Origin of the sequence: Leuconostoc suionicum (assembly GCF_001891125.1) — a bacterium.
In the GTDB taxonomy this organism is placed as follows: domain Bacteria; phylum Bacillota; class Bacilli; order Lactobacillales; family Lactobacillaceae; genus Leuconostoc; species Leuconostoc suionicum.
The window spans coordinates 797975-812122 of the sequence record NZ_CP015247.1 but is presented as its reverse complement, the minus strand read 5'-3'; the positions used below and the strand labels follow the sequence as shown (position 1 = coordinate 812122).

General features: G+C 36.3%; 11 protein-coding genes and 1 riboswitch. Of the genes, 3 read left to right on the top strand and 8 right to left on the bottom strand.

The window, feature by feature from the left end:
• Positions 1–167: 167 nt before the first annotated feature.
• The 3 genes from A6B45_RS04080 to A6B45_RS04070 are packed head-to-tail and all read left to right on the top strand — an operon-like array spanning position 168 to position 3670.
• Positions 168–1838, top strand: a complete 1671-nt coding sequence (locus tag A6B45_RS04080) for a glycoside hydrolase family 13 protein (protein WP_072613467.1) — start codon at positions 168–170, stop codon at positions 1836–1838.
• A gap of 50 nt (positions 1839–1888) precedes the next feature.
• Positions 1889–3061, top strand: a complete 1173-nt coding sequence (locus A6B45_RS04075; protein ID WP_072613466.1) for an MFS transporter — start codon at positions 1889–1891, stop codon at positions 3059–3061.
• A gap of 33 nt (positions 3062–3094) precedes the next feature.
• Complete coding sequence (locus A6B45_RS04070) at positions 3095–3670, top strand: DUF1349 domain-containing protein (RefSeq protein ID WP_072613465.1); 576 nt, start codon at positions 3095–3097, stop codon at positions 3668–3670.
• A gap of 59 nt (positions 3671–3729) precedes the next feature.
• Here the strand turns inward: A6B45_RS04070 and A6B45_RS04065 are convergent, their stop codons facing one another.
• The 8 genes from A6B45_RS04065 to A6B45_RS04030 form a co-directional block, all read right to left on the bottom strand.
• Positions 3730–6369: a cation-translocating P-type ATPase gene (locus tag A6B45_RS04065; protein WP_072613464.1), complete on the bottom strand. Its 2640-nt coding sequence runs from the start codon at positions 6367–6369 to the stop codon at positions 3730–3732.
• Positions 6370–6805: 436 nt separating this feature from the next.
• Positions 6806–7276 (bottom strand): 6,7-dimethyl-8-ribityllumazine synthase, encoded by a 471-nt coding sequence (gene ribH / locus A6B45_RS04060; protein WP_072613463.1) that lies wholly within the window; start codon positions 7274–7276, stop codon positions 6806–6808.
• 24 nt (positions 7277–7300) lie between these two features.
• Positions 7301–8494, bottom strand: coding sequence for a 3,4-dihydroxy-2-butanone-4-phosphate synthase (gene ribB, locus A6B45_RS04055; protein ID WP_072613462.1), 1194 nt, complete (start codon positions 8492–8494; stop codon positions 7301–7303).
• Positions 8495–8496: 2 nt separating this feature from the next.
• The gene (locus A6B45_RS04050) at positions 8497–9087 is read right to left on the bottom strand and encodes a riboflavin synthase (protein ID WP_072613461.1); all 591 of its coding nucleotides are present in this window, start codon (positions 9085–9087) and stop codon (positions 8497–8499) included.
• 2 nt (positions 9088–9089) lie between these two features.
• Positions 9090–10121, bottom strand: coding sequence for a bifunctional diaminohydroxyphosphoribosylaminopyrimidine deaminase/5-amino-6-(5-phosphoribosylamino)uracil reductase RibD (ribD, locus tag A6B45_RS04045; RefSeq protein ID WP_072613460.1), 1032 nt, complete (start codon positions 10119–10121; stop codon positions 9090–9092).
• A 125-nt stretch (positions 10122–10246) separates the two neighbouring features.
• A riboswitch (FMN riboswitch) is annotated at positions 10247–10384 on the bottom strand.
• Between the two features lie 120 nt (positions 10385–10504).
• Positions 10505–11461: a dimethylarginine dimethylaminohydrolase family protein gene (locus tag A6B45_RS04040; RefSeq protein WP_072613459.1), complete on the bottom strand. Its 957-nt coding sequence runs from the start codon at positions 11459–11461 to the stop codon at positions 10505–10507.
• 18 nt (positions 11462–11479) lie between these two features.
• Positions 11480–12385: a cation transporter gene (locus tag A6B45_RS04035; protein ID WP_072613458.1), complete on the bottom strand. Its 906-nt coding sequence runs from the start codon at positions 12383–12385 to the stop codon at positions 11480–11482.
• 297 nt (positions 12386–12682) lie between these two features.
• Positions 12683–14137 carry a glutamate synthase subunit beta gene (locus A6B45_RS04030; RefSeq protein ID WP_072613457.1) on the bottom strand — a complete coding sequence of 485 codons (1455 nt, stop codon included), beginning with the start codon at positions 14135–14137 and terminating at the stop codon, positions 12683–12685.
• Positions 14138–14148 lie beyond the last annotated feature (11 nt).

Below are 14148 nucleotides of genomic sequence, written 5' to 3'. Positions count from 1 at the left end.
ACGTTTTTCAATCACAAAAATTAAATAAATTCTTATATTTTCTTTGTAATTACTGGTACTTTAGTTTTTCATTTGAGTAAACGTTTACTTAGCTTATAAGACGGCATTGTAAACGTTTACGCATAGTGATATCCTATATTCATAAACATTTAAAGGAGAACTTACTAATGACAAAAGAATGGTTCAAAGACTCTGTAGTTTATCAAGTATATCCGATGAGTTTTCAGGATAGTAATAATGATGGCATCGGTGATTTGGCAGGTATTAAACAGCGCTTACAATACATTCATAACCTTGGCGCAGATGTAATTTGGCTTAATCCAATTTATACTTCTCCTAACAAAGATAACGGTTACGATATAGCTGATTACAAAAACATTAATTCCAATTATGGAACAATGCAAGATTTCGATGAGTTATTGCAACAAGCTCACCAACTTGATCTTAAAATCATGATGGATTTGGTTGTCAATCACACTTCAGACCAGCATGCTTGGTTTAAGGAAAGCCGTAAAAGTCAAGATAATCTCTACTCTGATTACTATATCTGGCGCGATCCGGTTGATGGTCATGAACCAAATAATTGGTTAGCGGCCTTTGGTGGATCAGCTTGGACTTATGTACCGGAACGGAAGCAATACTATCTACATATGTTCGCTGCAGCACAGCCCGATCTCAATTGGGAAAATCCTGAAGTTCGTGAAGCTGTCTTTGATGTTGAACGTTTCTGGTTAGATAAGGGCGTAGATGGTTTCCGAATGGACGTTATTAATTTAATTTCCAAGCCTGCAGGTCTTCCTAATATACCTGAACCTGTAACATCAGGTACTACAATGGACTTCGTTGCTGATGGGCATCGCTTAAATGAGTTTTTACGTCAGATGAATGAAGAAGTTTTGTCGAAATACGACACAATCACAGTTGGTGAAATGCCTGGAGCAACCCCTACCGATGCGATTAAATATACTGGCTTAGATAGTCATGAGCTGAATATGGTATTTCAATTTGAACATGTCGTGCTAAGCTCTAACCCAGATGTACGAATGGGAAAATGGAATGATGAACCTGTCAAATTAATTGAGCTGAAAAAATCATTAAATCGTTGGCAAACAGGGCTTGATGGTAAGGGTTGGAACAGCCTATATTGGAACAACCATGACCAACCACGGGCAGTGTCTCGTTTTGGAAATGACTCCCCTGAATTTAGAGAACTATCAGCGAAAATGTTGGCAACAACCTTACATATGATGCAAGGTACACCATATATTTATGAAGGTGAAGAAATTGGTATGACCAATGGACACTTTACTGAACTAAATCAGTATGAAGATATTGAATCGATTAATTTCTATGATGAATTAGTTAACCAAAAGCATATTCTAAATCAAGAAACAATGCTAAGATACTTGGCTAATATGTCACGTGACAATGCTAGAACACCAATGCAATGGAATAGTAGTGAAAATGCTGGATTCTCGAAAGCAACTCCTTGGTATGGACTAAACAGTAACTACAATGAAATTAATGTGGAGAATAGTTTATCTGACAAAAACTCTGTTTTCTATCACTATCAAAAGTTAATTCAACTTCGCCATGATTCAGAACTTATAAGGTACGGAACATTTGAACCTATTGATTCAGAAGACACTCAAGTTTACGCTTACCGCCGTCATTATGAAGGAAAGACACTACTTGTTTTGAGTAATTTCACCGACGCAACCGTTGAACGTAACTATCAACAGTCCGAAGCAACTAAACTGTTAATTAATAATTACGCGGATGATTTGGACACAAAATTACGACCATATGAAAGTAAAGCTTATCTTTTCGAGAAGTAATCAAAACGTACTAAACTTCCAATAATTTTGACAAAAAGAAGGTGTTGTAGTTGAGTCAGAAGAACCCTCACTCAAAAATTTTTATCCTAGCTATCTTATCAGTCTCTATCATGATCACAACAGGTACAGCCATTTCATCTGCTTTACCTGAAATGGCAAAAAGTTTTCCAAATATTTCTGTTGCAAAAATTGATATGATTGCAACCATACAACAGTTTTCAGTCATGGTGACTCTACTATTGTCTGGTATTATATCTAAAAAAATTGGTATCAAAAAGACCATTTCAATTGGTTTAATTTTAACAGGAGTAGCCGGTGTTTTTCCTCTTTTTTCTCACAATTTTTCATTAATACTGATTTCTAGATTAATTGTAGGCTGTGGCATTGGTTTATTCAATTCATTGGCTATCACAATTATAGATTTGTTTTACGAAGATCCAACTCGATCAGAAATGTTAGGTTTTCGTTCTGCTACAGAACAAATTGGTGTGTCAATTCTTAACATAATAGTTGGTATGCTAGTCCTTATTAATTGGCACGCATCCTTTCTAATCTACCTTCTGGCTTTTCCATTGTTAGCTTTCTTCTTAAAAGTTGTACCTGAACCGCCCATCCCAGAAACTAACAGTGATAAAAAACAGCGAATTAATGTTTCAGTTATTATCATGACTTTATTACTTGCCTTAATGGTTGCATGTTCTACTTCTGTTGTTATTCAAATCCCAAACATTGTTGTGACGGATCTCTCGAAAACCGGAGCCGTTTCCAGTTTAATTATTTCAGTCAACACCCTCATGGGCATGATTACTGGTATATTTTTTGGGCGCGTTTATGGCTTTGTCAAGAAATTTGTTTTACCTATAGGCATTATATTTATGGCCATTGGTTCTCTTGTCATTGTTTCTTATCACAGTGTTTTGGGCGCAACTATTGGCGCAATTATTTGTGGTATATCTTACCCTCTCGTTGGATCTTATATCTTCTCATTGGTTAATGTTATCGCACCAGAAGGTTCCGAGACATTAGCCAACTCAACGCTTTTGATTGGTGCCAATTTGGGATCATTCTCAACTCCATTTTTTCTAAGTGAATTAGGTAAACTTAATTCTTTAACAACTCAAGCAGGACCTTTCTTAACAATATTTTGGTTGTTAATTATTCTTACAGTGATTATTTTGATTTATCAGCTATTTTTTCAGAAGAAAACAAACAATCAACTGTAAGCTCATCAAATGATGTAAGGAGAAACAATTTAAATGCTCAAAAATTTCACATGGGTCAATGAACCTAAAAAGTTTACAATCTCATCAAATAATCAACTTGAACTGATTACAGAAAATGGCACAGATTTATGGCAAAGAACTCACTACGGGTTTAGTGTGACAAATGCACCGATGTTCATGGAATCAGTAACATCTAAAAATTTTACATTTTCAGTTAAAACAGCCTTCCAAAGTAATTTTTTATACGATCAATGTGGTATTATCGTCTATATTGATAATGATAATTGGGCAAAGTTTTCTAGTGAATTTGAAAACACATCTTTCCAACGATTAGGTGGCGTTGTAACTAAGTCAGGCTATTCTGATTGGGCAACAACTGATATTTCTTCAAAAATAAACGAAATTTATTATAGAATTAATCGTCAAGAAAATGATTTTATTGTTGAAGCCTCATATGATGGAGAAAACTATTTTCAGCTTCGAATTTTTAACCTCAATTATGATGAACCTATCACAAAAATCAGCATAGGTGTCTATGGATGCAGTCCCCAAGGAGATGGATTTAAATCTACATTTACTAATTTTGTTTTATCTGAAAATAATAACTAAATTTATTATATAAAGCATTAAAAAAACCTTGCCAACAAAATGACAAGGTTTTTTATGCTTTATACTTTAAACAATGTTGGGCGTACATACTTTAACAACTCAATAACGATTGTAGGTGCTAAAGAAAGAACTATAATCACAATCCAGTGTCCTAATGAAAGCGCGGTTAAACCAAATAACGTCTGTGTAAATGGCATTAACGTGATCACTAAGGTAATTACGGTCGCTAAAATTGCCATGTTAACTAAAGAAGGATTAGCACGATAACTAATAGCAAAAAGCGTCTTTTCTGAACGAATATTGAACACGTGGAATATAGAAGTCAATGACAGAATGGTGAAAGCCATTGTTTGACCAATTTGCTCGTTAGCTTGCAAACCACCAAAGACAACATTTTGTCCAACCCAGATGGCTACCAAGGTAACAATCGCAAACAAAGCAGCATTTAAGCCAATTTGACGACCTAGCCCTTGTGCGAATAACTTTGTGTTTTTAGGCATCGGCGGTTCGTTCATGACGTTGGTTAACATTGGCTCACGACTAAGAGCAAATCCTGGCAAACCATCTGATACCAAGTTAATGAACAACAGGTGTACGGGCAACAGTGGTGAACCCCATCCTAGCAACATGGCTATCAAGATCACTAACAGCTCTGATATATTGGCACTTAATAAGAAATTAATTGTCTTTCGAACTTTAACATAAACACCACGTCCTTCAGAAATAGCATTAATAATCGTCGCAAAATTATCGTCTGTCAAAATGATGTCCGAAGCTTCACGGGCAACATCTGTCCCTGTCTCACCCATCGAAATACCGACATCCGCTGCTTTTAATGCGGGAGCATCGTTGACACCATCTCCAGTCATCGCAATGGTTGCATCTTGACGTTGCCATGATTTAATAATTCTAATTTTATCCGTTGGTGTCACACGGGCATACACGCTATACTGCTGAACATTATCATCGAGCTCTTTGTCTGATAATTTAGCTAATTCTGAACCTGTAATTGTTTGATCTCCAGTACGTAAAATGCCAATTTCACGCGCAATTGCACTAGCTGTTTCAACGTGATCTCCGGTGATCATAATTGTTCTAACACCTGCAAGACGAGCCTTTTCAACCGCTGGTGCCGATTCTGGTCGTGGCGGATCAATAATACCAACTAGCCCAACCAATGTCAAATCTTGTTCATAAAATTCTTGTGTTGGCACTTCCGGCATAACATCAAATGTTCTTTTAGCGATCGTCAAAACGCGTAATGCCTGTCCACCAAAAGTTTTGTTAACACTTTCAGCTTTATCACGATTCCCATGCTTAATCATTGGAAGCAAAACATCAAATGCGCCTTTGGTAATCGCAATGTAGCCACCTTCTGGTTGCTTATGAACGGTAGTCATTCTTTTTTTCGTCGAATTAAACGGTATTTGTTCTACTAGCGGATACTTTTCTAACAACTCTTCCCGTGTCGCTTCTTCATTAATAGCCCTTACTAACGCTACTTCTGTCGGTAGACCATCATAAACAGTCTGTCCCTCAACAGTTTTAACAGAAACATTGGTTGATATGGCTGCCAAAAATAACACTTCCTTAGTAGCATCGTCCAAGCCATCTGAAATATCGGTCAAATGATCCTGTTCCTCTTGCCACACCTTTCGAACAGTCATCTTGTTTTGTGTTAATGTCCCCGTTTTATCGGAAGCAATGACGTTCGTTGTGCCCAAGGTTTCTACTGCTGGCAGCCGTCGAATAATCGCATGCTTTTGTGCGATTCGTTGGACGCCAAGCGCCAATGTCATTGTAACAATTACTGCTAATGTTTCTGGAACAACCGCAACGGCCAGCGAAATTGCTGTCAAAAAGATGTGCTTCAAATCCATACCCTGATAAATACCTAGCCCAAGCACAACCACTGCGGCACCTATAGCTACCCAAGAAATGTTTTTTCCTAATTGAACTAAACGTCTTTGCAATGGTGTTAGTGGAATTTTTGACTCATTACTAAGTAGACTGGCAATTTTACCCATTTCAGTCTGCATACCAACGGCTGTAACAATTGCTCGTCCATGCCCGTTAACAATCGTCGTCCCACGATATACCATCGTAATTCGTTCTCCAAGGCCAACTTCATCGTCCGGTTTAAACGTAGCATCTGCATTCTTTTCAACCGGCAAACTTTCACCTGTTAAAGCAGACTCTTCAGCTTGAAGCTCAATAGCCTCAATTAAACGGGCATCAGCGGCGATTGCGCTACCATTTTCGACAACCAATACATCCCCAAGAACAACATCATCCGCGTCAATTTGGTCTATCTGTCCATCACGTAAAACTTTAACTTGCGTTCGATTGAGGTTTTGCAAGGCTTCTAATGAATCCTCAGCTTTTCCTTCCTGAACAATTGATAAGACCGAATTAATAACGACAATACCAATAATTAAGAGACTTTCAAAATAGTTCCCCGTATTTTCTAAGTACGTAGCAACAAACGAAATAACCGCCGCAATTAGCAAAATGATTGTAGCAACATCATTTAGGCTGATTAAGATTTTTTTCAACAATGAAACTTTTTTTTCAGCTACAAAAACGTTGGCACCGTATTTTTCACGATTTTTAGAAACTTGCTCAGCATCTAAGCCTTTCCCCATATCAACGTGGTGCGCTGTGATTGTTTCCTTAACACCTCTTCGGAATGCTTCCATTTAGTGTCCTCCTTTTTGTTTACTGCTTATGGAAAGATTATAAAACCACATGATGAAATGTGGCCACGACACGTTTTTCCCAGCGTGTTCATGTTGGCAGTTGCATACTATTCAAGAACAAGCGCAACAATAATGATCAATTCAAACGGAGTCCCTAACACTCACTTGATTGATCACTGCGCTTTATAGATAAAAATGAATCATTTCCATCTTAAATTAGTCATTGTATGTCTCCACGTAACTAAGTTACGCTCTTCGCTGTCAAAATTTATTCTCTCATAATATATGAGATTATGATAAAAGAAGAATAAAAATGATTATTCTTATCTAATTAGTATGATACTTCCATTGTAACATAACTAAACAAACGCTGTATTATAGGCAAACAAAAAAGAATAGAAAATGAAAACAATATCAGCAATATGAGAAACGCTTATCAAATGGATTTTATTTGATCAAAGATATTAATAAGCTCCAACAAGCTGAGTGCAACTTCGGCCCCTTTGTTTCCTGATTTCGCCCCTGACCGTTGCTGTGCTTGCTCTAACGTATCCGTAGTCAACACACCAAAAACAATTGGCACATCGGTACTTAAACTTATTTGAGAAACACCGTTAGCAACACCATTAATGACAAGGTCATAATGAGCTGTATCTCCTTTTATTACAGCACCAAGTGTTACAATACCATCATATTTTTGATCCTGTGCTATTTTTTTGGCAACCATTGGAATTTCCAAAGCTCCTGGCACCCAAATAATATCAATATTACCCGTATCAATACCATGCATTTCTAGAGATTCTTGCGCGCCAGCAAGGAGTTGCTTAACAATTAAATCATTAAACTTACTGACAACAATTGCAATTTTTTTACTTTTTAGATCAATTAATTTAGCTTTATAAATCAATTTTATTTACCTGCTTAATGTCAATCACAGCTTGTGATTGAATTTTTTCTTTTTGGTTTGCATGTATTGTTTATTCGTGTCATTAATGCCTGTAATTAAGGGTACCTGTTCAGTAACCTCAATACCTTCCTCAATTAACGACTGCACTTTATCCGGATTATTTGTTAATAAGCGAATTTTCGTTAATCCTGATATTTTCAGAATTTCGGCAGCCTTTTTATAGTCCCGTTCATCCGGTAGATGCCCTAAGTGAACATTCGCATCATACGTATCAAACTTATTTTCTTGCAACACATAACTTTTTAGTTTTTCATGGAGTCCAATACCACGACCTTCTTGACGAAGATAAACAAGAGCTCCACCCTGCTTATTTATTATTTTGAGCGTTTCTCTCAATTGAGGACCGCATTCGCAACGTTTTGAACTAAATATTTCGCCGGTTAAGCACTCGGAGTGTAAGCGAACTAAGGGAATTTGATCAAAACTACGACTGCTTTGAATGAGCAAGTCCGATTTTTCTTCATCATTCACGCTGAACTCCGTCAAATGAAAATCACCATATTGAGTTGGTAAATATACCGTTGCCCCCTCATCAATGCCTGCTAGTTTTTGATTCTCTCGATAATTAATTAGATCCTGCATTGATAATTGAAATATATCGTGTTTTTGCGCTAATTCTTTAAGTTCTTTTTCTCGGGCCATTGTTCCGTCTTGTGCCAAAACTTCTATTATATACGCCACGGGTGGCACACCAGCTATTTTAGCTAACTCAACAGCTCCCTCAGTATGTCCCTGTCGTGTCAGTACGCCACCATCTTCAGCGACTAATGGAAAAATATGACCTGGCGTCTCAAAGTCAGCGGATGTTGTACTTAAATTAGCCAAATTTTTGATTGTGGCAGCACGTTCATACGCAGAAACACCCGTCGTGCTGTCAATATGATCAACACTCACAGTGAACTTTGTTCCAAATTTTTCAGAATTATGCGTCGTCATTTGATCTAACCCGAGTTCATCAGCACGAGATTTAGTCATTGGCACAGCTAGAACGCCCCTTGCAATTGAAAGGGCTTCATTGACTGTAGCTGCCGTCGCAAATGATGCTAAACCGACCAAGTCTCCTTCATGTTCTCTATTTTTGTCATCGCTCAAAATAATCAGCTTACCTTTTTTCAGCTCTTTAACTGCTGTTTTAATTTTTTCTGTACTACTTGTCATTATTATTTTCCTTTCATTAAATATTTCGCCAAAATATCGGTTTCAACATTGACCAAATCATGTTCACATAATAATCCCAAAGTTGTTTTGGTTAATGTGAGTGGTATTAGACCGACTTGAAATACATCGTCTTTTGTTTGAACAATAGTCAGGCTCACACCTGATATAGTAACTGAACCTTTATTGACAATCTGATTTATTAGCTGATAGTCTGCTAATTTAAAAGTTAACAATGTGGTTTCTTCACTGTACTCTTTCTTGACTACTTCAGCCGTCTGATCTACATGACCCAAAACAAAATGACCATCAAATCGGTTGGAAACTAAAAGTGCTTTCTCCAAGTTTACTTTTTGCCCAACATGATAAAATTTAACAATGGTCGTTTCAAAAGTCGGTACCATAATGTCGAATTCAGCAAAATTTGATTCTAGCCGATTAATTGTTAAACAAATACCATCAACCATAATGCTATCGCCTACTCTGCTATCAGAAAAATAGTCTTCGGATGCAGCAATTTTTAAGCGCATTTCTTTATCATTACGATGATGGAGGCTTATCAAATGGCCAACTTCTTGTGTAATGCCTGTAAACATATTTACACTCTCCCTTGATTGTTTACATATATTTTTTTGACAGCATTACCAACATACAGCTGCTTTTGTGGTTTTTGATTGAAAGATATTCCTTTTAGTCCGCCCTCAGGTAATATTTTATTTGTGGTATAAATCAACATTTCTTGCCATAAATTTTGTTTCAAAAATGAATAAATCAAGCTTGGCCCGCCTTCAACCATCACAGATTGAATATGCTGTTTAGCTAAATCTATTAATACGCCTTTTAGCCCGTCAGATACTAATTTGGCATAGGCGCATTGGTTTGCAAAATTTATATTTTCGGTATATATTAACCAATTATCCGAGAAATTAAAATCTGTATCTCTTAAACGTCCACGTCGATCAATCACTATTTTCATTGGTTGTCTGTGATTAATGTCAATATATCTAACTGTTAATTTAGGGTGATCGATCAGCATTGTTTCGCTGCCTATCATAATTGCACTCTTAGATGCACGTTCTTTATGAACATCAACATCTGCTAAATAATCTGTTAGTTTCGTCTGTTCTCCAACTATTTTAGTAACAAGTCCATTTTGAGACGTTACTAATTTTAACTGAACATAGGGTAATTGCTTGTTGAAAAAAAAATCGAAAGCCGGATTAATAAGTTGATATTCTGTCGTATTTAAAACATCTACAATGAGCCCAGCTGCTTTTAAAATTTTAATACCTTTACTATTATTTGTAGGATTAGGATCCTTTTTACCAATCACAACACGATGCAATCCCCATCCTTTAATCGTTTCTGCACAAGACCCAACCTTCCCACGCGAAGCACAAGGTTCTAATGTAACATAAAGTGTTGCTCCTAAAACCTGGTTCTTATCTTTTACGTGGTTAAAGGCATTGATTTCCGCATGCTCTTTTCCAAATTCTGCGTGATATCCAGTGGCAATAATCTTATTCTTTTTGACAAGAACCGCACCGACTCTAGGGTTTTCAAAAGTTTTGTAGGGTAATCCCCTGGCTGCTTCATGCGCAGCCAAATTCATCCATGTTAAATCATTCATAGCTTACCTCCTGAATTTTTCAGGACAAAAAAACCGATGCGTTAAAAATACACATCGGGTTTATAGTAGTTTAGATTAATTCAAAAAAACCTAGACACAGCCAAAGCGGCTTTGCCTAAACTATTTTAAATCTTCTCCCATCCAGACTCTAACTGTCGGTCACAGAATTTCACTGTGTCAACCACGAAAATATCGTAGGTCACGGACTAAGGCCATAAGCCATCACCGTCGGTCGGGAATTACACCCTGCCCCGAAGATTAAATTATTTAACACTGTTAATTTATCATTAGAATTCTACAATGTCAATCAAAAAATAATTCCTAGATGCTTGAATCCATAAAAATTATAAACAAAAAAGACCGCCTAAAGCAGTCTTTTTTGTTTATAATTTTTCTCTGACTAATGGACAAGAAGCGCATCTCAAGGCACCATCTAGTAGTGAATGCCAAGTAAATACAATAGGAATAACGGTATAACCTTCTCGTTTCAAAGCTTCTTGCAAAGCTGTATGTCTCTTTTGTACAATAACTTTTTTAGGCCCAATCACCAAGACGTTGCCACCCATTTCTTTTCGAGTTTTGGCGTCTATATCAATAAACTTATAATCTTTAAGTTCGTTTGGTAAATCCTTTAATACAGGCTTGTGAATTATTGCTGTTTTGGGACCAATAATCGTCATACAACAATCTAAGTGTAGAATGGCATCATCATTTAAATACACAGGAATAACTTTCCATGGTTGATCAACAATATTATTTTCAAAATCCTTGTCTAAAATACTTTGTAACCATTTCACACCAGCCATATTACTTGCATACTTACCAATACCAACAAATACATTTGGATAATTGACGATTACATCGCCACCCTCAAGATATATTTTGTCTTTCTGATTTAACGTGTGAACTTGATTGTTCTTTTTAATAGCTTCAACAATTCTTTGATAGCCACGGCGTTCAATTTTTCGCATCTCAATTTGAACATTACCCTCAATTAAATGTTCACCAACACTCATTGTACTATCTCGGGCATACATTTGTCCCATACCATAAGGATCCTGTTTCGTCGGCGTTACTGCATCAACAGTATGTACTTTAACACCATTTGATTCTAGAATTTTTTTAAATTCCGCTAATTCATTTTGAAATTTTTTAGCAATAAAATTTGGTACTTTTTTGCCACGCAAAACTGTATAAATATGCTTTGTAACAAATTGCTTCCATTTTGCTGTATGCTCTTCTTGTTCAATTTCATGCGTGTCTGGAAAAAACAACTTTGTTGCATCCCCAATAATGACTTCTTTTAATGGACCGTATTCGTTATAAACATTTATTTTCATTTTTTCTTCCCCGTTTCATTAAACATAAACAAATTCTAAATGTACAAATTCATAATATGTTTGGAGTTCTTCTAAAATCCGACTTTTTTTATCTCGCAATAGTGCTGCATTTATTTTTTCACTTGTATCATCAATCATTACTTTTATGGAAAAATACATCCCTGTTTTGTAAATATGGCATTCATTCATTTTAATGTCACGTCCTAAATGCTTTGCTAGACAAACTTCAAATTCATTTTGAATCTTTTCATCAATCAAGCGTCCCCCGCAAATTTCAATAAATGCATTTTTCAATACTTTAACTGGTGTTGTAATTGAAAATAGAACAAGTAACACTGTTACAAAAAAATCACCAGTATATAATAAAAATCCCAAGCTAGAATTTTTTGGAATTAATAACACCAAGAACGCTGCTAATCCTATGCCCCCACACATGATTGAATCTATGCGCGTACTTTTTGACTCCGCGGATAACATCGTGCTTGCGCCTCCTATTTTACGGTTTTGACGACTGTAAAATAGAGAAATTGTTAAGCATAATATAACCATGACAATTTCATACGGAATGATTGGTGTTAAATCTAAGAGTTCTCCTTTATGGTAAACAAAGTACTGATATGCCTTCTGACTAACTTGTATAGTAGAAGTAGTCAATAGAATCAGTGTCATCGATGATTTAAAAGCCGCATACATTGGCTCAAACATAAAATGTCCCTGTGGAAAACGTTTACTTGTTTTAACACTGAACCTTGAAATCATAATTGCTGCTATTCCTGAAATCAAAGTCATGATTGTGAAATATGTGTCTACAAACAACGCTTGAATTTGAGTCAAGTAATAGACGAAAAGCCCTAAACTTCCCATAAGTAAGTTCATCGCCAAGCCAACCATGAATGCGCGTTGCTCAACTTTTTTTTGAGTCATAAAATTTTATCCATATCAGTTAGTTTATTTGCCAGCTTTATGAGTGAGCTAAACATGTCTATTTTGTTAGCCATTTTTGCTAATTATATGTGTACTTCATTTGACATTCAGTACCTCCTTTTTTCTTTTTAATTAACTAAAGTAATTACCTTAGTTAATTACTTTACAGCAATTTACCTGACCTGTCAATACATTTTATTCACTTAAAATAATTAAATTAGTATAAAAATGCCAACAAAAAAGCACTGTTTTTTATACAAACAATGCTTAAACATGAAAGTTATTTTTTCCACTTTACTAATTTACTTCAAACGAAAAACTATCTGCGAAACTCTGGAGCTTCGAGTCAATCATTTCGGCCACCAAACGAGCATCATGAATGGCTGTAATAACTAAATTAGCACCAGTATTTGCATCTCCTGCCACCATATAGTTTTCTTGATTTGTCATCCCCATCACATTCAGTTGAGTAATACCAAGGTTCTTTAATATTTTAGTATTGAGCCCAATAAATCCCACTGCAATCAGTATCAAATCAGCTTCATATTCTTTTTCAGAATTTGGTATCAATTTTTTATTGCTATCAATTAAAACAGTACGAACACCAATTGCTTCTCCAAATTCATTGCCCAAAAACTCTACTGTCTGAGTTTGATATGGTATTAGTTCAGGGTTGACTGTTTCTATAGCCTCTGCCTGTCCATAAGTAATTTGTTTTTGCCAGGGATATTCTGGCCATGGCGTCGTGCGATCTGTTGGCTTTTGAGCATGATAATCAAATTGTGTCACATGTTCGGCACCTAATCGAACAGCTGTTGCGATACAGTCTGTTGCTGTATCTCCAGATCCAATCACAATCACTTTCTTATTAGATAGGGACCTTTCAAATTTCGTTGTTCCATTTTTTAATACATTTTCAGTTGCCGCATTTAAAAAAGGTAAGGCAAAATCAATTCCTTGTAAATTACGGCCAGGCACATTTATATCTCGTGCAATTGATGCGCCAGTAGCGATAATTACTTTATCAAAATCTGAATCTAATTGCTCCTTAGTAATATCTTTTCCAACCGTGGTATTAGCTTTAAGTTTTATACCCACTTCTGACATGACTTTAAAGCGACGATCAACAACCCACTTTTCTAATTTCATATTTGGAATACCATACATTAGAAGGCCACCGAAGCGTTCATCTTTTTCAAAAATAGTAACCTCATGACCCAATTGATTCAATCGCCAAGCTGCTGTAATCCCAGCAGGCCCAGACCCGATTACTGCAATTTTTTTACCAGTTCGCTGTGCTGGTAATCCTTCTGAAACTACCCAGCCATGCGCAAAAGCATATTCAACAATAAAATCTTCATTGTCCTTGATTGTCACGCCTTCACCATTCAAAAACTCATTACACGACACTTCGCATGGCGCAGGACAAACTTTTCCAGTAAATTCAGGAATTGGATTTGTTTTTGCTAATCTTAACCAAGCTTGATGTAGCTCTTTTCGATACAAAAGGTCATTCCATTCCGGAATTAGATTGTCATTTGGACAACCACTAATTTGTTTACTTTTATCGCCGTACAACGCACCAATATGACAATAAGGAACACCACAGTTCATACATCGAGCAGCTTGTTCGGCCCGTTTATCAAATTTCAGCGGTTCTTCTAAGTAATTGAAATCCTTAATACGTTCATTAATTTCACGATAAGGATTATCAACACGTTCATATTTGAGAAAGCCAAACGGATCAGCCATTGTTAATTACC

What these genes read in the sequence shown, in the direction of transcription:
- ribD (WP_072613460.1), bottom strand. Translation starts at nt 10,121, where the DNA reads ATGAATGATTTAACATGGATGAATTTGGCTGCGCATGAAGCAGCCAGG.
- ribB (WP_072613462.1), bottom strand. Translation starts at nt 8,494, where the DNA reads ATGACAAGTAGTACAGAAAAAATTAAAACAGCAGTTAAAGAGCTGAAA.
- A6B45_RS04080 (WP_072613467.1), top strand. Translation starts at nt 168, where the DNA reads ATGACAAAAGAATGGTTCAAAGACTCTGTAGTTTATCAAGTATATCCG.
- A6B45_RS04065 (WP_072613464.1), bottom strand. Translation starts at nt 6,369, where the DNA reads ATGGAAGCATTCCGAAGAGGTGTTAAGGAAACAATCACAGCGCACCAC.
- A6B45_RS04030 (WP_072613457.1), bottom strand. Translation starts at nt 14,137, where the DNA reads ATGGCTGATCCGTTTGGCTTTCTCAAATATGAACGTGTTGATAATCCT.
- A6B45_RS04070 (WP_072613465.1), top strand. Translation starts at nt 3,095, where the DNA reads ATGCTCAAAAATTTCACATGGGTCAATGAACCTAAAAAGTTTACAATC.
- A6B45_RS04035 (WP_072613458.1), bottom strand. Translation starts at nt 12,385, where the DNA reads ATGACTCAAAAAAAAGTTGAGCAACGCGCATTCATGGTTGGCTTGGCG.
- A6B45_RS04050 (WP_072613461.1), bottom strand. Translation starts at nt 9,087, where the DNA reads ATGTTTACAGGCATTACACAAGAAGTTGGCCATTTGATAAGCCTCCAT.
- A6B45_RS04040 (WP_072613459.1), bottom strand. Translation starts at nt 11,461, where the DNA reads ATGAAAATAAATGTTTATAACGAATACGGTCCATTAAAAGAAGTCATT.